This window comes from Paenibacillus sp. URB8-2, from assembly GCF_013393385.1.
Taxonomy (GTDB): domain Bacteria; phylum Bacillota; class Bacilli; order Paenibacillales; family Paenibacillaceae; genus Paenibacillus_AQ.
Genome location: NZ_AP023239.1, coordinates 2,114,547 through 2,133,464, shown reverse-complemented (window position 1 = coordinate 2,133,464; position 18,918 = coordinate 2,114,547). Strand labels below are relative to the sequence as shown.

The 18,918-nt window shown below is 54.4% G+C and carries 19 protein-coding genes; 10 read left to right on the top strand and 9 right to left on the bottom strand.

Annotated features, from left to right (window positions below):
• Positions 1-51: 51 nt before the first annotated feature.
• From PUR_RS09685 to PUR_RS09675, 3 genes are all read left to right on the top strand, one after another.
• The gene (locus PUR_RS09685; protein WP_124694640.1) at positions 52-375 is read left to right on the top strand and encodes a YtrH family sporulation protein; all 324 of its coding nucleotides are present in this window, start codon (positions 52-54) and stop codon (positions 373-375) included.
• A 4-nt stretch (positions 376-379) separates the two neighbouring features.
• The gene (locus PUR_RS09680) at positions 380-883 is read left to right on the top strand and encodes a sporulation membrane protein YtrI (RefSeq protein ID WP_179035062.1); all 504 of its coding nucleotides are present in this window, start codon (positions 380-382) and stop codon (positions 881-883) included.
• A gap of 123 nt (positions 884-1,006) precedes the next feature.
• Entirely contained in the window at positions 1,007-1,318 is a 312-nt protein-coding gene (locus tag PUR_RS09675; RefSeq protein ID WP_179035061.1) for a YtpI family protein, read from the top strand.
• A 92-nt stretch (positions 1,319-1,410) separates the two neighbouring features.
• Here the strand turns inward: PUR_RS09675 and PUR_RS09670 are convergent, their stop codons facing one another.
• The 5 genes from PUR_RS09670 to PUR_RS09650 all read right to left on the bottom strand — a co-directional run bounded on the left by PUR_RS09670 (position 1,411) and on the right by PUR_RS09650 (position 7,613).
• A complete protein-coding gene (locus PUR_RS09670; protein WP_179035060.1) occupies positions 1,411-2,721 on the bottom strand; it encodes a glycosyltransferase family 2 protein in 1,311 nt (436 codons plus the stop codon).
• A 52-nt stretch (positions 2,722-2,773) separates the two neighbouring features.
• The gene (locus tag PUR_RS09665; protein ID WP_179035059.1) at positions 2,774-4,315 is read right to left on the bottom strand and encodes a lipopolysaccharide biosynthesis protein; all 1,542 of its coding nucleotides are present in this window, start codon (positions 4,313-4,315) and stop codon (positions 2,774-2,776) included.
• Complete coding sequence (locus PUR_RS09660) at positions 4,305-5,468, bottom strand: polysaccharide pyruvyl transferase family protein (protein WP_179035058.1); 1,164 nt, start codon at positions 5,466-5,468, stop codon at positions 4,305-4,307. Before PUR_RS09660 ends, PUR_RS09665 begins: the two co-directional genes overlap by 11 nt.
• Before the next feature lie 364 nt (positions 5,469-5,832).
• The gene (locus tag PUR_RS09655) at positions 5,833-7,167 is read right to left on the bottom strand and encodes a DRTGG domain-containing protein (RefSeq protein ID WP_179035057.1); all 1,335 of its coding nucleotides are present in this window, start codon (positions 7,165-7,167) and stop codon (positions 5,833-5,835) included.
• 164 nt (positions 7,168-7,331) lie between these two features.
• A complete protein-coding gene (locus tag PUR_RS09650; protein ID WP_179035056.1) occupies positions 7,332-7,613 on the bottom strand; it encodes a hypothetical protein in 282 nt (93 codons plus the stop codon).
• A gap of 179 nt (positions 7,614-7,792) precedes the next feature.
• Between PUR_RS09650 and PUR_RS09645 the strand changes: the two genes are divergently transcribed.
• Positions 7,793-8,413 carry an LURP-one-related family protein gene (locus tag PUR_RS09645; protein WP_232101792.1) on the top strand — a complete coding sequence of 207 codons (621 nt, stop codon included), beginning with the start codon at positions 7,793-7,795 and terminating at the stop codon, positions 8,411-8,413.
• A gap of 202 nt (positions 8,414-8,615) precedes the next feature.
• On the opposite strand, the gene PUR_RS09640 is transcribed toward PUR_RS09645, so the two are convergent.
• Positions 8,616-8,960, bottom strand: a complete 345-nt coding sequence (locus PUR_RS09640) for a YlbF/YmcA family competence regulator (RefSeq protein ID WP_124694648.1) — start codon at positions 8,958-8,960, stop codon at positions 8,616-8,618.
• 293 nt (positions 8,961-9,253) lie between these two features.
• On the opposite strand from PUR_RS09640, the gene PUR_RS09635 reads away from it, so the two are divergent.
• The 6 genes from PUR_RS09635 to PUR_RS09610 are packed head-to-tail and all read left to right on the top strand — an operon-like array spanning position 9,254 to position 15,975.
• Complete coding sequence (locus PUR_RS09635; RefSeq protein WP_179035055.1) at positions 9,254-10,618, top strand: YheC/YheD family endospore coat-associated protein; 1,365 nt, start codon at positions 9,254-9,256, stop codon at positions 10,616-10,618.
• Between the two features lie 10 nt (positions 10,619-10,628).
• The gene (locus PUR_RS09630; RefSeq protein ID WP_179035054.1) at positions 10,629-11,801 is read left to right on the top strand and encodes a YheC/YheD family endospore coat-associated protein; all 1,173 of its coding nucleotides are present in this window, start codon (positions 10,629-10,631) and stop codon (positions 11,799-11,801) included.
• The gene (locus PUR_RS09625; RefSeq protein WP_179035053.1) at positions 11,802-13,175 is read left to right on the top strand and encodes a YheC/YheD family endospore coat-associated protein; all 1,374 of its coding nucleotides are present in this window, start codon (positions 11,802-11,804) and stop codon (positions 13,173-13,175) included.
• On the top strand, positions 13,172-14,296 hold the full coding sequence (locus PUR_RS09620) for a YheC/YheD family endospore coat-associated protein (RefSeq protein ID WP_179035052.1): 1,125 nt from the start codon (positions 13,172-13,174) through the stop codon (positions 14,294-14,296). Before PUR_RS09625 ends, PUR_RS09620 begins: the two co-directional genes overlap by 4 nt.
• Before the next feature lie 9 nt (positions 14,297-14,305).
• On the top strand, positions 14,306-14,848 hold the full coding sequence (locus PUR_RS09615) for a GNAT family N-acetyltransferase (RefSeq protein ID WP_179035051.1): 543 nt from the start codon (positions 14,306-14,308) through the stop codon (positions 14,846-14,848).
• Positions 14,845-15,975: a YheC/YheD family endospore coat-associated protein gene (locus tag PUR_RS09610; RefSeq protein ID WP_179035050.1), complete on the top strand. Its 1,131-nt coding sequence runs from the start codon at positions 14,845-14,847 to the stop codon at positions 15,973-15,975. The genes PUR_RS09615 and PUR_RS09610 overlap by 4 nt, the downstream gene beginning before the upstream one ends.
• A 117-nt stretch (positions 15,976-16,092) precedes the next feature.
• On the opposite strand, the gene PUR_RS09605 is transcribed toward PUR_RS09610, so the two are convergent.
• The 3 genes from PUR_RS09605 to PUR_RS09595 all read right to left on the bottom strand — a co-directional run bounded on the left by PUR_RS09605 (position 16,093) and on the right by PUR_RS09595 (position 18,871).
• Positions 16,093-16,809 (bottom strand): HAD family hydrolase, encoded by a 717-nt coding sequence (locus PUR_RS09605; RefSeq protein ID WP_179035049.1) that lies wholly within the window; start codon positions 16,807-16,809, stop codon positions 16,093-16,095.
• A gap of 318 nt (positions 16,810-17,127) precedes the next feature.
• Positions 17,128-17,382, bottom strand: a complete 255-nt coding sequence (locus PUR_RS09600; RefSeq protein ID WP_179035048.1) for an AbrB/MazE/SpoVT family DNA-binding domain-containing protein — start codon at positions 17,380-17,382, stop codon at positions 17,128-17,130.
• A 457-nt stretch (positions 17,383-17,839) separates the two neighbouring features.
• On the bottom strand, positions 17,840-18,871 hold the full coding sequence (locus PUR_RS09595) for a CapA family protein (protein ID WP_442953835.1): 1,032 nt from the start codon (positions 18,869-18,871) through the stop codon (positions 17,840-17,842).
• Positions 18,872-18,918: the final 47 nt, after the last annotated feature.

The window sequence follows — 18,918 nt, the reverse complement described above, 5'->3', positions numbered from 1 at the left end:
AAGGACAGGCAAAGCGCTTGACAGAAGCCGCGTCCGGACAAGGGGGACTTTATGAACGTTTTTTTAGGCAAAGCCGTCCTCGATTTCTTTATTGCCTTCGGCATCGTGCTGGGGGGCGCCATGCTCGGGGGCATCGGAGCCGTCCTGTCGCTCCAGCAGCCGACACAGACGATGCTGGATGTCGCAGGCCGGATCAAAATCTGGGCGCTGGCCGCCGCCGTAGGCGGGACGATCGACCCGATGCGGGTCATTGAAAGCAATATGCTGGGCGGCAATCTGTCCCCGGCCATCAAGCAGATACTATATCTGGTCTTTGCTTTTCTGGGGGCGCATATGGGCAGCGAGCTCGTCAAATGGGTATGCAGCAGGGGGTAACGCCATGAGGGTTCCGCCCTTTCAGCAGTTTCGCCGGTTCTCCAAGGTGTCGGCCATTTTTGTGCTGGGGATGATCGTCGGCAGCGCGGTGTACAACGCGATTTTCCATATGGGCTTCAGCGCGCTCTGGCTGGATAATCAGGGCCTGCGCGTGCAGGTGGAGCAGTATGAAAAGGATATTCTGACCCTGAAAAAATACAAAAACAGCTCGACGGTCATCAAGGAAATCAAAATCCGGTCCGAAAGCGGCGGATCAAGGGAAACCACAAACGGGCTGGATCCGGCAACCGTAAAGGAGATTATCCTCAAAATGAGCGGCGACCTCGCGCCGATGCGCGGCCGCAGCGTCTTCGACATCGACGAGGACAGCAAGATGGCCCGTCTTCTGCTGAGCGGCAAGGTATACATTGTGCGCGACATGGAATATGCGGTCCGCATTCGAACGATGCTTGTCATGGAGGGCGTCCTGCAAATATGGGTGGAGATCACGCCGAACAATCGCGGGTAAAAAGGCATGATTCCGTGGGCAGACCCGAAAAAACATGCTACAATACGGGAAGAAAACGCTTTAGTTCGCCGTCGGCCGGGCAAGAGCTTTGAGGCGGCAGACGAAGCCTAAAGGGGTGCGCCCATGATCCTGTTTATCAAATATCTCCTGTTTCTCCTGCTGACGCTCTCCGTCCTCGGCGCCGCCTTTTACAGCGCCTCCTTCCGCCGCGCCGCAACTCCCGGCGAGCGGGGGCTGAAACGGGCGGTCATGAATATTTTGCTCGGATCGATGCTCGTTCTGCTGGCTCTAATGTCGATGTTTCTGTTCCGGGGCTCCACGATCAGCATCGTGGTGGAAGCGGTATTTCTCGTACTGGGCGCCTTCAACGTGTTCTCCGGGCTGCGCAGCTACGGCTATTACAGCCGTCTGGGGAAGTCCCGGCCTCAGAAGTAAGCAATCCGCAAGCGGCGTACGGGATTTATAACCGGCTCAAACAGCCTTCTTCCCTTTCGGGACAAGAAGGCTGTTTGTTGTTCTCCTGCCGGTCAGCGTCCAATCAGCTTTCGGATCAAGGGAACCTGGAGAATCTGCTTTTTGATCAACCGCACCCTGAATTCCTGCTTCACCTTCCCGTATATATCCGGGCAGTTGCTGCGCGTCCATTGATACATGTATGTGTAATCTTCCTTCGATTTGGCCGAGTTCCGAAGATAATAGACGATCGTATCGTAAGCGGTGTTGTTGAACCAGCCGGTCATTTCCTTCTTCTTGTAGTTGTACCGCTCGACGGCCAGGTTGCGGATGCTGCGCTTCTCTTCCAGATTCCGCACCAGAAAATCCCGGGAAAGATTAAAGGTAATGTTATTCCCGTGAATCCGGTATACGCCGGCCACCGCATCGATGAACCCGGCGTCGCCGACCAGCAGGGAACGCAGATAGATGGACGCGTCGTTCACCATATTCATATGAAGAATATCCATGTCGATCAGAGCTTCCCGCCTGAACAGGGTAGTCAGCGTGGAAGCCGGCTTCCCGTAGCCGGGACGCTCGAAATTCAGAAAATAGGCGCGCCGGTCGGTCACCTCGGAAAGCCCGATCTCCTGAAGCTGCAGCCGCTGCGACGCGGAATATTCAAGAAAGACGTTGGCGGCCACGAAGGAAAGACCGGGACGGCTCTGATGAAAAGCCGCAGCCCTGCTGAAATATCCGCTGTCGATCAAATAATCGTCGTCATCGAGGAAAAGAATGTATTCCCCATCTCCGTGAGCGGTAAAAGCCGCAAGCCGGTTCGCGCCAGGTCCCTTGTTGGTCTCATTCCGCATGTAAATGACGCGCGGCTCGTCTCCGAAGCACTCCTCCATCATAACCTCAGTGCCATCCGTTGAGGCGTCGTCGATTACGACAATTTCTTTATTCGGATAATTCTGGGCCAGGATGCTTTCCACTGCCTGGCGCAGGAACGGTTTGCGGTTATACGTAGTAATAATGACGCTGATTTTGGGCACGCCGCCGGATTCGGCGCCGACCACGGCACCCTCCGCCGAAGCAGACCCGGCGCTGCTATGCAGCGCCCCGAGCTTTTCCTCCAGCAGGCCGGCCTCTTCCGAATCGCTTAACCCGAACTGGCTGTCCAGGTAGAAGCGGAGAACCTCCGCGGCATCCTTGCCCGCAGCCTGGCGGGCGATAATCCGCGACAGCGCCGTCAGCGCTTCCCGCGACTCCGGCTGCTCCCGCTCCGCGAGCGTCCGGCATTTTCCGAACACCTCTTCTTCCGTTGCCGGACCACCGCCGATTTCCCGGCTCACGCTGTCCATAAACCTGCGGCAGACTTGCCGCATATCCTCTTGTTGAACCATTCCCATTCCTCCAGTCGCGATCTTTAATGCAGCGATACTCTATTTTTCGATGTCAACCGCTGACCTTGACCTTGCCGGGAACGAACTTGGCCCTCATCTTTACGCCCAGGCCCCTGAACAGTCCGAGACTGTACATAAATACCTCGCGTTCAAGCAGCGAAGCCACGGCAATATAGAGCGGCAAAATGATGATACCAAGGACGAATGCCCCCAAAATAATTGAAAGGTAGGAATCGAATGAATAGTTTACCAGGTTGTTCAGATACACAATACCCGCTAATACGGCAATATTCGTGAGCCATCTCCGGAACGTGATCCATGGACTGCGATTCATCAATTTCCGGTTGGCATAAAAGATGATATCCGTGGAACGGTACACCAGCGCGGCCACCGTGCCAAGAAGCACGCCGTAGATGCCCATAAAGTTCACCAGAATCAGTGAAGCGCCGAGATTGATGCCCGATTCCAGCAGCGAACGGCTCAGCGTGTTTTTGAAATGGCCGGCGATATTGATGACATTGTTGGCGGAAGAACGCGCGTTGATCAGCAGCTTTTGGGCCACGAACAGGATCGGAATCCAGTACAGCACATAATTGACGTCATTGACGCCGGATGTGTACAGCGTGATGAACGGCAGGATCAGAATATAGGCAATGGTCAGCAGCGAGAAGACAAAAGCCATGAAGTACAGCTCGTAAGCGTCGTATAGCTTGATGAATCGGCTTCGTCCTTCATGATAGCTCTGCCCCAAAGCGAATCTGACACTTGTATTTACCGTATTAACGATGTTGTCGATAATGGTAAAGATCATGTTGTACATCACGTAGACGCTGACGATTTTCAGATTGGTGAAAAAGGTCAGCACCAGCACGTCCGTGTTCCGAAAAATCATATAGGACAGCTCGTGGACCAGCACGAAATTTTTCTGGTTGATGGCCGCAAGATCCGGCTCTTTGTTGAAATCCAGCCATTTATAATGCCGTTTCTTGTAGATATGGAAAGCGACCATCTGAAGCATCGTCACGGCAAAATAGGAAGCCTGCACAAGCACGATATCCACGCTCTGCATCAGCAGGACGATCCGCACCAGGTTGTTGATAATATTGCCGACGGTGACGACCGAGGTATCGACATAGCTTTTTCCTTCGGCGAGCAGGTACACCCTGAATTTGCCCTGATAGTAGTAATTGATGGCCCCGCCCAGGCCGTTGAACAGAACAATGCCCATAACCTGCCACATGCCAAGCTCCGATTTGACCGCGAACGGGTAAACCACCGCAATGGCGATAACTGAGAGCAGATAGTAAAAGCCCGTTTTTTTGTAATACATGGCGGTAGCCGAAAGGATGGAGTTAATGCCTTCACGGTCATTTTTAGAGATCGGCTTGTACAACGCCTGCAGCGAAGCCGCGCCAACGCCCGCTTCCAGCAGAGCCAGGTATGCGATGATTTGGACAACGGAAGACACAAGCCCGTTTGCCTCCGACCCGTAATGGACCATGATCAGCCGGGGAATGAAAATGCTGAGAACGATCGTAATCAGCTGGCTGCCCAAACCGAAGACGAGGTTAAGAATGCTCCGTTTAGCTTTCATGGCCCCTCCTTGCAAAGACGCCGGGATTTATGGCTGCCGAAGCTTCTTTGGCATTTTTGTTTTTCCCCAAATAATTGTCCAGCTTTTCGAAATGCCGCTCGGCCTGTCTAGCCAGAACGGAGACGTTCAGCCGGTTTGTGTCCAAGCTCCGGACAACCGCTTCCGGTTCCAAGGACTCCATCGTTTTGAGATCGGCATAGGCACCCGTAAAACCGGCGTCGTTCATGACGTTGGTCGTCTTCTCGCTGTAGGCGATGGGAAACACGGGCTTGCCGAACACCCAGCCGAGAATCATGGCGTGGAACCGCGTTGCGACGATCATGCCGGAAGAGGCCAAAAGTCCGACGGCTTCCTCCAGGTTGGTCCGGTAAAAATAGGGTTCCACACGGTCGGCGTACACCTGAGGAATTAAAGAATGGATGGCTTTGACCGCTTCCTCGTCCCCTTCATACTCACAGAAAGACATCAGCTTCACCCCGTACCCTTCTTCGACGAAAGCGACGGCGATCTCTTTTATTTTGTTGTAATACATCGCATCGAGGTCTTTAAGGCTTTCGCGGTCCGAGGGCTTGATGACGGAAATGACTACATATTTCCCGTTCCTCAGGTTATCCGGCTTGGCGTGCTGGAAAATAATGTCCGGCGCCAGCCTCACGTTGCCCAGATCCTTGAACAGGTCGTAGGAGTACCGGTCCCGAAAACAGATATCGGTGTACGTGGAGAACAGCTCTCTATGCTTGACGTAAAACGCTTCGTCCTTGTACGGTCCAAAGTTGGCGCCGAGGACAAAGAACGGTTTTCTGCTGTCGAAAACGTCCAGCTTCCAAGCGTAATCCTCCTTCCATCTAGCCCCCTGCATAAATACCGAACCCCCGATCTGGACGACGCCGTCGCAGCGCCGGGCCAGTCTCTTCAGCAGGATATTCTGAAACTCGGTGCCATTAAATTTCTTGAGAAGCTTTCGGATTCCACGAGCCCAAATCGATTCGATCGGATATAGTGTAAGGTTGGACAGGGATGCGAAGCACTGCTTGTACTCGCTCCGGGCGGGGAGAACAAAGTGGGTTTCCGGATACCTCTCGCATAGCAGCTTGACGAAGAGATCGTCGCCCAGATTGAATTTGGTGTACGCGTGAATCATGATTCTTTTCATTTCTTCATCCCTTCCCGCTGGTAAATGTGGGCCGTTCCATATCTTGCTTTAACGGATAGCCGAAACCGGCAACGAACAGGCTTTTCTACGTGTAGAAGGAAAAGCTGATGGGAAATTTTCTGAAAACCGCTCTTACTTTGTTCCAATTCTAAATAATCGGTTTTCCGTTTGCAATAAAGATGCAAGAAATGTCAACTTTTGGCCCAAGGGCATCCTCCAAGGAGATACCGTCACCCTAATCCTTTAGAGGGTTGAAGAAATAAAAAGGACTTCGTCATAAAGGACGAAGCCCTTTAAAATGACGAAGTCCTATTCACCTTTCCGGCCCAGCGGAGTCCCGGCGGAGCAATCTCTAAGTCTGGCCTTATCTGTGATCGATCGATTGCAGCATCAATACGGATTTGGCGACCAGGCTGTCGTGATGGCTGATCTCGATTTCCAGCTTGCAGGTCCGTCGGCTGCTTTCCAGCAGCCTCGGCGTAACGATAACGGAGTCCTCGATCTGGACCGGCCGTACAAAATAGGTGGACATATTGTCCAGCACATGATCGTTTCCCGTTATATCCTTGGCCGCCTTGAAAGCGGCATGCATCATCAGCGTCGAAATAACCCCTTCGGAGATGGTGCCCAGATCCGTCGCCATCTGCGGGGTAATAAAGCCGTGAAAAAACAGCTTGCCCTCCTCGTCCCGCTCCTCGGCAAACCCGTTCCAGATAAGATGGTCGAAGGTCTCCCCAAGCTGCGGCTGATTGCGCACGTCCCTTAAGCTCTGCAGAACCTCCTTGCGGGTAAGCGATCCTACCAGCTTGCGGTTGCGGTCGATAATGGGCAGGAAGTCGATGCCTTCCCACATCATGATCTGGGCCGCCGAGGCAAGCGACGTCTGCAGACCGGCCGTGACCGGACCGCGGATCATCATCTTCTCGATCGTTTGGTCCTCCGGCAGATCCTCAACATCGCGGCGGCCGACGATGCCGATAACGCGGTTCCATTCATCGGTAACGGGAAAGCGCTGCTCTCCGCTCTCCTTGGACAAACGGAGCAGCTCACCGATCGTGCTGGATATTTTCAGCGTATTGATCCGCGGTTTACGGTCGACAATATCCTCGACAAGCATAATCTTTTTCTTGATTAACCGGTCAAAAATCGCGCGGTTGATCATGTAGGCTACGGTGAAGGTATCGTGGCGCGATGAGATGACCGGAAGATCAAGCTTGTCCGCCAGCTCCTTGACCTCGCGGCTGGTCCCGAAGCCACCGGTCACAAGCACGCCCGCGCCCTGCTCCAGCGCCAGCGAATGCACGTCGTCGCGGTTGCCGACGATCAGCAGGCTGTCCGCATCGATATAGCGGATCATGGCATCGATCTTCATGGCGCCGATTATATATTTATGCAAAGGCTTGTCCAGTCCGTTCGCCCCTCCAAGCACATGTCCCTCAACAATGTCAACCACATCGCCGAACGTAAGCTGCTCTGAGATACCCCTGGGCTTCTTTTCCACCCGGACAGTTCCAATACGCTCCTTGGTAATAACAATCCCCAAGTTCTCCGCTTCCTTGACCGCCCGGTAAGCCGTTCCATCGCTGACAGCCATTTCCTTCGCCAGCTTCCGGACCGATATTTTAACGCCCACCTTTAAGTTTTCAATATGCTGCAGCAGCTGTTCGTGCTTTGTGACTGCATCGCCTTGATTGTCCAACTGTTACACCTCCGAACCCAAAACTGTACTACACTGTATCTGTATTGTAGTCGCAATCGGGTACGATCGTCAAATGATTACTTGGTCTTTGATGGCATAGGCACCCCGAATCAACAAAAACGGCCTGCCCGGATCAATGCCGGACAGACCGTATGCCAAAAGGGCTATAATCTTTGGGTAGCCCGTCCTTCTTCGTTCCATTTTCCCTGCCACATTTCCAGCTTCGCCTTCCGCACCACTTCCAGCCGTTTCTTCTTCTCCTCGTCCACCCCGATAATAAAATGCAGGTGAGCGGCAATTACGAGCAGCGCAAAGGCCACCCACACCGCTCCGAACACGAACACCGGAGTTGGGCCGTCAGGCGACAATTTCGGCAGCGCATACAGGAGCATAGCCAGCGCCAGCGCCAGGTAAACCACATGCTTGAACTTGTTTCTTTTTCTCATCTCTTCAGACAGCTCCTTCACTAACGAATCTATACTCTACTCTATGAGCAGGCCGTCCAAATTATGAGACAAGATGTACAAAATGCCGGGAAGAGCGGACAAGGGCAGGCCAGTTGTTCGTTTGCGTGCCGGAGGTCCTATGTGTAAAGTTATGGAAATGAGAAGACGGATATGAGAAGATGGCACTACGATTTTCAGTGGAGGCGATTAAAGAAATGAATGAAGCATTCAACCATAGTGAATATACGATCCGCAAAAAAGTGCTGTCCATCCTGGGAGCGAAGGTCCATATCTATGACAGCGCGGAAAGGCTTGTCCTCTATTCGCAGCTCAAGGCGTTCAAGCTGAAGGAGGATATTTCGATCTATACCGACGAGAGCATGAGCACAGAGCTGCTCCGCATCAAAGCCCGCCATATGATCGACCTGTCCGCCACTTACGATGTCACGGATTCGGAGACGGGCGAGCTTGTCGGTGCTTTGCGCCGCAGAGGACTCAAATCGATCCTGAAGGACGAGTGGATTATTCTCGGCCCAGGCGACTCGGAAATCGGGGTGATCAAGGAGGAGAACACCTTCCTGGCGCTGCTCAGGCGGCTGATTCCTTTTATTCCGCAGACTTATCTTCTTGAAGCGGATGAAAGGGAATGCGGGCGGTTCCACCGGAACTTTAATCCGTTCGTCACCAAAATTCTGGCCGATTTTTCGGATGATGCCCGGGGGCGGCTGGACCGGAGGCTCGGCATGGCCGCCGGCATTCTGCTATGCATTATCGAAGGCAAGCAGGAGACCGCTGGGTAAAAAACTATCGCAGCAAGAAGAAACGGCTGACGGCGTCTTTATAAGACGCAAGTACGTTTCTCGTAGAAATATAAGACAAAATGATAAGCGCACAGCTTATTCATTCTAATATTTGAATAAAAGAGGGTGCTTGCCGCCGAGTCTACCGGCTGCAAGCACCCTCTTTGGTATTAATTTTGGAAAAATGAATGCCTGAGTGCCTTTAAACGTCCGTTCCGTACAGATGTTCCAAGCTGCCGGTAATAATCTTGTTCACGTCTTCAATAATGACGCTTAGGCGCCGTTCCGCTTCGAACAGGCGGCGGATGCTGAGGTTCATATTCAGCACTTCAAACAGCTTCTCCATCTTCTCCATCTCTTCCTGTGCCGGCATTTCCCCCGACATCATCCGTTCCTGAAGCTCCTGCTGGCTGCTGCGAAAATTGTCCAGCATCTCCTTGCTGCTCGGATCAGCCTCCACCAGCTTAAGCGCGGCGGAAATATCCGCCACCTCGCTGCTTTCCTTGATTGCGCGGGCCAATTCATGCGCCTTGTCGTAGATGTTCATGTTAAGTTCCTCCTAAAAGTTTTGTTAGCATAAGCTGCTAGGGATTCTTCGCGAAACTTGCTTCGGAAGCGTTCACTTAGTTTTGTTAGCATAGCCTCATTGAGTAATCGTCGGCAAAACTTGCTTCGGAAGCGTTCACTTAGTTTTGTTAGCCCAGTGCCTTCCTTGTGAATAAGGGGCCTTTCGGGAGATGGGTCAATCACCAAGGGGCGTATGACTCCATATGATGAATGATATGTAGACCTCAGCTGTCAAACAGCCGGCATCACGCTGCTACCGGAAGGAGATCCACGATGTCAAAGCTAAAGATCCCGGTCCATACGGTGCACTCGGGCATCCTGCAGGAGAACGCCGTCATGCTTGGCGACCGGCTCATCAAAAAACTCAAAATCCCGGCGCACGGACCAATCCTGCTTGCCTTCGGTTCTTTCCGTCAGGAGGTCACCGTCATTCCGGTCCCCAGATCCGAGAACCTGCGCGTCAGCGAGGGGCTGGCGAGAAAGACCGGATGGAAGGCGCGGAATGTTCTGAACGCCTCCTACATTCCCGGAAGCCGGACGCTCCGGCTCGGACCGCTGATCGGAGTACTCGTCAGCCGGGAGCATCCCGAGCGTCCTGAAAGGCTGTTCGGTCCGATCACCCTGTTCTGCCGTGAATTGACGAATGCCTGCCATACACAAGGTGCCTTTGTCTATTTCTTTACGCCGGAAGCACTGGAGACCACCAGCTCCACCATTTCTGGCTGGGTGTATGACGAGGGCTGGAAAAAATCGAAGCTGCCCATTGCCGATGTCATCAATAACAGGCTCACGACGCGCAAGGCGGAGAATAAACCTAGCGTACAGCATTTTTTGGCCGAAGTAAAATCAAGGTACGGCACTCATTTTTTCAATGAAAAATTCCTTGACAAGACCGAGGTGTTCGACGCGCTGCGACGGGACCCCGCCCTCCAGCGTTACTTGCCGGAGTCCCACCCGCTCAGCGGATTTGCGATTCTCAAGAGAATGTGCGGCCATTATCCGGTTGTGTTTCTGAAGCCTGTCCGGGGCAGTCTCGGCAAAGGCATTCTGCGGATTTCCCGAGAAGAAGGCGGCTACCGGCTGCAGTCCACGACACCGCTGGGCACCCGCAAGCAGAGTTACCCAACCCTCGCCAAATTGTTTCAGACGATCGCGCCAAAGATGAAGACCACCCGCTACCAGATTCAGCAAGGTCTGCCGCTGATGGAGATCGGACGAAGGCCTGTCGATTTCCGCGCGCTTGTGCAAAAGAACGGCAAAGGGATATGGGGGGTCACCTCCATTGTCGCCCGCACCGCGGGGAACAACCATTTCGTCTCGAATCTGGCGCGGGGCGGCAGTCTCAGCACCGTTCGCGAAGCGGTCGGCAAAAGCTCCATTCCACCCGGCGCCAAGGAAAGCGCGAATCTCCAACTGCCCCGGGCGGCGCTTGCCATAGCCAAAGGCGTAGAGGCCAATATTCCAGCCCATTTCGGCGAACTGGGCATCGACCTCGGAATGGATCAATCCGGCCGAACGTGGCTATTGGAAGTGAATTCGAAACCGTCCAAGAACGACAACACTCCGCTGAACGACACCAAAATCAGACCGTCCGTCAAGCAGATGATCCAATACTGCCGATACCTGGCCGGTTTGTAAGGAGGACGCCATGCCTGTGACCGAAATAGGCTGTCTCGGTATTCTGACCTGCCGAGGCGTCAAAGGTTCCCCGGTGGCCGAACCCGCCTTCTGCAGCGCACTGTGCCGGGACGCTCCATCCTACGGTCTGCGCGTCATCATCTTCACTCCCGATGGCGTATCGGACGACGGCCGGACGGTGAGCGGATTTGTCCGAACCGGCGAAGAATGGCGAGCAGCGACAGCCGAAGCACCCGATATTGTGTATAACCGGATGTTCTGCAGGAATCCGGAGGAAAGACGGAACGCCTCCCGGGCACTGCATGCGCTGGCGCGCAGCCTGGAATGGTCGAGAGGGCTGCCGGACAAGTGGAAGGTCCATCAAATCCTGCGGCGAAGCCGCAGAGCGTCTTCTCTACTGCCCGAGACCAAACGGTATGCAGGCCGGCGCAGCCTGGAGCGAATGCTCGCGGAACGGGAAGACGGGGTCTTTCTGAAGCCCCGGGCAGGCACACACGGAAAGCGTACCCTGCATGCTGCACTCTGGGGAACGTCATCCGGAGGACTGTTTGTAAGGGGCCGGGATGGAGAAAACCGGGAGATCGTCCGCGGCTTTGATGACCGCCGCGACGGACTGGAATGGATCGACCGCTTTATCGGCAAGCAGGGCTTTATCATGCAGCCGTTCCTGCGGCTGACCGGCGGTGGACAGCCGTTCGATGTCCGCGTGCTTATGCAGAAGGACGGCGGCGGCGGCTGGACGCTCGCCGGAATGGCTGCCCGCCTTGGCCCGTACGGTTCGCTTACCTCGAACCTTCACGGCGGAGGAACCGCGGTGCATCCCGCTTCCTTTTTGCGGAAGCAATACGGCGGGGCCGCGGAAGATATTCTGCGTGAGGTGGAACTTAGCGCCGCCTTTCTTCCGCCGCTGCTGGAGGCAGCCTTCGGGCGTCTCGGCGAGCTCGGGCTCGATTTCGGCATCGATCCCGGAGGCCGGATCTGGCTGCTGGAGGCGAACTCCAAGCCGGGCCGCTCGGCATTCACGCTGACGGGCGACAGAGACGCCGCGCGGCGCTCGGCGGAAAACCCTCTCTCTTACGCCCGATACCTGCTGCTGACGCGGCGCCGTTCTCCCCGCAGCGCCGAAAGCTTACGCGGATTATCCGGAAGATTGATATCAATGGTGCCTAAGGAGGATTCATAAATGGGTCTCACATTTTGCAATGTCCATTTCACCAAGCAGCCCCAAAGAGTTGTATATATATCGGGGGCGCTGATGAAAAGCTTGAAGCTGTCCGGGAAGAGGAACATCCGGCTGAGGCTCGGCAAAGACGCCATTCCGGCGGTGATTAAGCCGATCAAGCGCGCCGGAAAGCATCTTTTTCTGGCTTCGGGCGTCCAAAACGCCATCAAGGTGCCTAAAACGGGCAACGTCTACTTGCGCAACCTGCAGAACGACGAGGTTCAGCTAGGTCCGCTTGTGGGCGTCCTGTCCGACGGTCCGGCTGCTTCGGCCCAGCCGTTCGGTTCCCGAACGGGATTTATCAAGCAATTGCTTCGCGAAGGCGGCAACATGTGCTATATCTTCGCGTTCATGCCCCGGGACATTAACTGGCAGCAGGAACGCGTAAACGGCTACTTTCTGACGGAAAACGGCAAGTTCGAGCGCAAGATGGTGCCTCTGCCCGACGTCATCTATAACCGGCTGCCCAGCAGGCGGGCGGAAACCTCGCCGGCGATCAACCAGCTGCGGGAACGGTTCATCCGTAAGAAAATCCCATTTTTCAACTGGAGCTTCTTTAACAAATCGGATATTTACCGTCTGCTTGAAAACGACAGCTTCGCCAACCAGCATGTGCCCGAAACGCACAGCAGCCCGGACCCCGATCTCATTAAAGATATGCTGGAACGCCATCATTTCGTCTATTACAAGCCATCCGCCGGAAGCCTCGGCCACGGCATTTACCGGCTGACCTATCTGCCCAAACGCGGATATTTCGCCCGTTACCGCCGGGGCGGCAAGAACGTGCTGCTGCGCTTCGGAACCTTTGACAGCCTGATGCGGCTGCTGCAGTCCCGCCACGGACGCACCCTGCAGAGCTATGTCGTTCAGCAGGGCATCCGGCTGATCGAAATCGACGGCTGCCCGATCGACTTCCGGTTCCATATGCACAAGAACGGCAGCAACCAGTGGGTCGTGGTTGGCATCGGAGCGAAAAAGGCCGGACGGGGCAGCGTAACGACCCATCTTAAAAATGGAGGCTCCCTCCTTACGCCGCAGCAGGCACTCGGACGCGTATTCGGAGCCAATGCCGACGAGGTGCTGCAGCGGGCGAAGCAAACGGCCATCCGGCTGGCGGAATCGTTGGAAACCCAGCACCGCCATCTGCTCGGAGAGATCGGCTTCGATCTTGGCATCGACCAGGATGAAGAGATCTGGATGTTCGAGGCAAACGCCAAGCCCGGGCGGTCCATTTTCCGCCACCCTTCCCTGCGGGCTGAAGGCAAAGCCTCCATCGAGCATATACTGGAGCACTGCCTATACCTCAGCAAGTTCCGCAGGAGGGATGATATGTGAACATCAGGTACGAAGACGGCCGACCCGTCATCGCCATATTGACGACCAGAGACAAGAACAGGCAGTTCCGTGGCAATCATAAAAACTTTCGCGATATCATTCGTACAGGAAAGGAACTTGGCTATCTCGCTTATGTGATTACCGTGCGCGAGTTGAAGCTGGAGAGTCCCTATGTTGCCGGGTATGTACCGGGTCCGGGCAAGTCTTGGATCTCCGTCCAGCTTCCGCCGCCGCAAGTCGTATACAACCGCATTTCAACCCGCGAGGAAGAAGCCAAACCCGCGGTAGCCCGCAAAATCGCCGAATGTCTGGAGCATCCGGGCATTCGGCTGTACAATCCTTACTTTTTCAATAAATGGAGCCTATTCGAATGGCTGAAAGGCTCGCATGCCACTTCCCGGCATGTGCCGGCAACACGGCGGCTGAGAAGCTCGCGAACGCTGTCGTCGATGCTGAAAACCCACAGCAGCCTGTATCTCAAGCCTGAGAGCGGCAAGGCGGGAAAAGGTATCATGCGGATCAAATATCACACCGAAGGAGACCTTCCGTACCGGCTGCAAATCCAAAGCGGCAAAAAGAACGTCACGTATAAGGCGGCGTCGATGGAACGTCTCTGGTCCCGCATCGGGAAGGAACGAGGCGACTCTCGATATATCGTTCAGCAGGCGATTGAGCTTGCGACATGCAAGGGAAGACCTTTCGACCTGCGTGTGCTCCTGCAGAAAAACGGCAAGGGCGGATGGGGGGTTACAGGCATCGGCGCAAGACTGGCCGGCTCCCGCAGCATTACGACCCATGTTCCGCGCGGCGGCAGCGTCGAAGAGCCTTCAAGCATGCTTGAAGCCATGTTCGGACCCGAACGGTCCGTATCCATCCTGAAAAGCGTGTCCTCAACCGCCCTGCTGATCGCCCGGCAAATCGAGCGGGCTTCCGGCTATATGCTGGGCGAAATGTCCATGGACCTTGGCGTCGATGAAAGGGGCGGTCTCTGGTTCTTCGAGGCCAATTCCCGGCCCATGAAATTCGACGAACCGGACATCCGGAGGCTCTCGCTCGAACGGATCTTTCAATACAGCCAGCACTTGTCCCGCCAAACCGCAATCTCTCCGCAAAGGATGTGATCAGCCAATATGCGGATATCTTCCATTTACGCCGCCGGCCCCGCGCAGTGGAGCCGGCAGCGCGACGCGCTCCTTGCCTTTCTCCGCCGCCATGCCGACAAACGGATTACCCCGGAAGGCTGGATGACACTGGCAGATCTGACGCCTGAGCGCCTGTCTGCTCCCGGTTCGTCGCTGCTTACGGCAACCATCCGCGATCAGCTCGGCAGCCAGCTCGCAGCCTTAAGCTTTGTGACGGATTACGGCAAAGAAACTTGCGTGATCGCCGTTCACACCCTGTACCGGGGCAAAGGCATAGGCGCCTCGCTGTTGCGGGCGCAGCTCGAACGTCTCGGAAAGCTCGAATGCCGTGTCGCTTCGGACAATGCGGCCAGCCTGAAGATGTGCTTCAATGCCGGCCTCGCCGCTGTGGGGCTAACTCGGAGCCCCTCCGGCGCGGCCGTCCTGCACCTGCGTTCCTTCCCGCCCGCGTTCTCGCGGGCAGAAGCGGCCGGGAAGGCGGCAGAACTGAGACGGGCAGCCATTTCATTGCAAGAAGGTGAATCCCTGTGACTCAACCCGTCTTAGGCATTCTAACCCTGTATCTGAACAACGCCCGGCAGCTTGAAGAAAAACAGGTGTATCGCAAAATGATCACGGAAGGCAAGCGAATCGGACTGGACGTCTTCGTGTTCACGCCGATGGATGTCGACAGTGGAAAGCAGCGCATTCATGCGATGGTATTTGATCCGGCAACGGGAGAATGGAGCCGAAAATGGCGGACCTTTCCCGATATGATTTACGACCGGTGCCGCATACAGCGCAGTGTGCGCTTCCAGCAGCTGCTTCAATTCCGCTCGCGTTACAATCACCTCACCTTCCTGAACCGGCCGCTGCGTAACAAATGGACGATTCACCAGACGTTCTCGCAAAAAAGCCGCTTCCGGCAACATATGCCGGATACTCTGCTGTATCACTCATCAGCAGACCTGCACAAGATACTCAAGGTCAGTCCGGTGGTATATATCAAGCCAATCAACGGCACGGGCGGAAGAGGAATTCTGCGCATCGAGCGGCTGAAAGATCCACGGGGGATGTTCGATATCCAGGGCCGGCGCCAAAACCGCCGGATTATTCAGCCCCGCCGGGTTTCCCTGGCCCGGCTGGAGTCGATCGTGCGCCAGTGGTGCATCAGCGGCCGTTTTCTCGTTCAGCAGGGTATTCCGCTGCGTCTTCCCGGCGGCCGGTTCCACGATTACCGGATGCTCGTTCAGAAGAACAGCCAAGGCAATTGGGCACTGACCGGCATAGCCGGCCGGGTAGGAGCAGCCAAGAGCGTGACCTCCAATCTGCACGGCGGCGGTCATGCGGTTAAAGCGGAAACGCTGTTGAAGGAGTGGCTGGGCAGCAGCGAGAAAGCGGCGAAAGCGATACAATCGGCCGAGAAGCTCGGTCTGGACGCCGCCGCTTTTCTGGAAGACAGCTTCGGCACCTTATGCGAACTGGCGCTCGATCTGGCCATTGACCGGGAAGGAAGGATCTATGTGCTTGAGGTTAATCCCAAACCGGCCCGGGAAGTGTTCTCCAGGGCCGGCGAGAGAGAAACCTACCGCAAAGCGCTAAAGCAGCCGCTGGAATACGCGCTATGGATATACCGGACCAAGCTGGCGCCTTCATCCTCGAAGAAAATCGAGGAGTAAAGAGGCGCAGCCATGTTCCGGCAGCAAATAACCCCAACAAGCGAATCGCCTCCACCCGCCTTGCGTGTGGACAGGATTGCTTCGTTGGGGTTTTATTTGCGCTCCTGCGCTCTTCTTTTACTGCGCACCGTTATACAGCTCCAGAAGCTGGTCAAAGGAACGGATAATCTCATCCGAGCCTTTAAGCTCGTCATTGCGGCCAAATCCGGCATAAGCACAGCCGATTACGGTCTGTCCATTCTCCTTGCCCGCCTGGACATCGGAAGAACGGTCTCCTACCATCCAGGCGCTGCCGATGCCGTAATTGTCCAGAAGAAGCTTCAGCAGATCAACCTTGGTGGAGGTACCCTGACCGCCCGCGCTGTACAAGCCTTCGAACACATCATCCAGCTTATGTACGACGACAATACTATGAATGTACTCCTCCAGGCCATTGCTGCATACAAACAGCCGGACGCCCCGCTCCTTCAGCTTCCGAAGCGTCTCGGGAACCTTGGGATACAGCAAGGAGCCGCCCGCCTCGAGGCCTTCGATCTCCAGCCTTAGCAGCAGTTCGTCGGCGCGCCGGTGAACCTTTTCGCCCGCTTCCGGCATGACGTTCTTCCAAATATCCGACAGCAGCATGCCGAGGCAGCCCAATATCCGCTCCTCCGGCGGCGTCGGCCCCGAATAAAGACCCTCTTCGCGCAGAATATCAAACATTTTATGGTAGGCGGGCAGCAGCAGACTTTCCGTCTGAAACAGTGTGCCGTCCATATCGAACACCATCGCCTCGGGCTTTTGTAGCGTCGGCTTCGTTTCTTGTCGTTCCGTTCCCAGCTCTTCTCTGCTCATGGATGACTCTTCCCTTCCCGTGGATTATCCGGAAATGCCTTTCATCTCCCGGCAAGTATCATTTACACGCCCTATAATAATGGAAAACAAAAGACATTGTCCAGGTTCATCCGAAAGCTGGAGGATGTTCTCGAGCTGCCGCAATAAAGCTTATAAATATCCCCGCAATCAAAAACGGCAGGTTGGCTGTTCCCATGGAACTTCCCATCCTGCCGTTTCGCTATTATATTCAGCCTCCCGCTCTCACGGGGCGCCGTCTTAAAAAAAGCGCTGACCTGTGCGGTCAGGCTCAATCTTTTCGTTTCCGCTAATTTGAATTTATACCTGATTAAAGCTCTCGAGCAGTTCGTCGAGAATGTCCTTGCTGACCATCTTGCCCTTGAAGTTAATCAGATTCTCCGAGCTCCCGGAAAAAATGCAGGTTGGTTCATATTTTCTGAGAATAATCTTCTCTCCGTCGACGAAAATTTCAAGCGGGTCCTTAATATCGATTCCCATTGTGCGGCGAAGCTCGATCGGAATGACGATACGTCCCAGCTCATCCACTTTTCTTACGATTCCTGTTGCCTTCATTCAATGAATCCTCCCTTGAAATAACACTTTATATAATGATTTACATAGAAAAGCGAAAGTTCCATTAACGGATAGAAATGATTACGCTCTAACTTGAATTGTAAAGTGTCACAACTTTCCTGTCAATTCATATTTCTACATCTTCCGATAACAATCGACAAATTCAACACACAAACCTTCCCGAATTCGACAAAAATCAAGTCTATTTACTACTAATTTAAACTAAAATCAGAGCGATTGGCAAGTTTATTCCAAAAGAACGCCACTAAGCGAGGCCTATGTTTTTTTCAAGCACCTTTGCAAGAGACTCCGGGAAAACCAAGAAGAAACGCCTGACGGCGTCTTTATAAGACGCAAGTACGCTTCTCGTAGAAATATAAGTCAAAATGTTAAGCCCCCGGCTTAAACATTCTTATATTTTAAAAAGAGCGGCCACACGGCCGCCCTTCTCCTTCTGTCATTTTGCGCCTGCACTTCTCTCGGATACCTTTCCCTTCGAATCGACGACGGCATTGAATGACAGTTTGTTCAACAACTGTATGATCTTCTTGTTGTAGTTCACATCCATGAACACCGGCTGGCCGTGCAAGATTTTGACCGGCGTTATGCTGGCCGACAGCTTGTTTCCGGCAATCTGGAAATTCGCGAGCACCGAATCCAGCGTCTTCTCTCCGCCTCGGGTAGAGCGGTTAAATACAAAATTACCGAGAGAATAGTAGATTGGCTTGTGCTTGTAATATTCGATCCCCATCAAGCAGTGGCTGTGCGCTCCGATAATCAAATCGGCACCGCTGTCGATCATCTGTTTGGCAAGAGTGCGGGCGTACTTCTCAGGGTAATCCTTGAATTCCTGATTCCAATGGATATAAACAACCGTAAAATCATTGTTTTGGGCCGACTGTTTAATCTTGCCCAGCAGCGGTTCCGGAGTATAAGCCGAGGCCGCTCCCGGTTTGTTCTTGCCCGCATACCACGAAGAATCCGACAGAACACGGCTTACGCCCAGGATAGCGATTTTCCTGCCATTTACGGTCTTTGTATAAGGCCTGAATGCTTCCTCCGTATTTCTGCCCGCTCCCGTACGGCCTATACCGTACTTGTCGAGATAGGACAATGTGTCCAGCATCCCCGCTTGACCGTAATCCAGGATATGATTATTGGCAACGGTTACTCCGTCAATCCCGGCATATTGCAAACCGGCCAGCGTGCCCGGCTTCGACCGGAAAACGAATGTTTTATTCGCCGCCTCGCCTTTTGTCGAAACGGGCGTCTCCAGATTTGCAAAGGCCACATCCGCCTTCTTGAGTACGGGCGCCACCTTAACGAAGGGATAGTTCACTCCGTATTTTGCAATCTGGTCCCCGACGTAGCCATCCAGCAAAACGTCGCCGGCAAATACCAGCCTTATATCGGAAGAAGCCCCTGCTTTATTGGAAACGGCAGCCGCCGTTCCCGTCCCGGCCGGAATGGATAGAGCCAGCAGGATCATGATGATGACTAACGGGAGTCTGCGCAACCTAAATCCCCCTCTCTTTT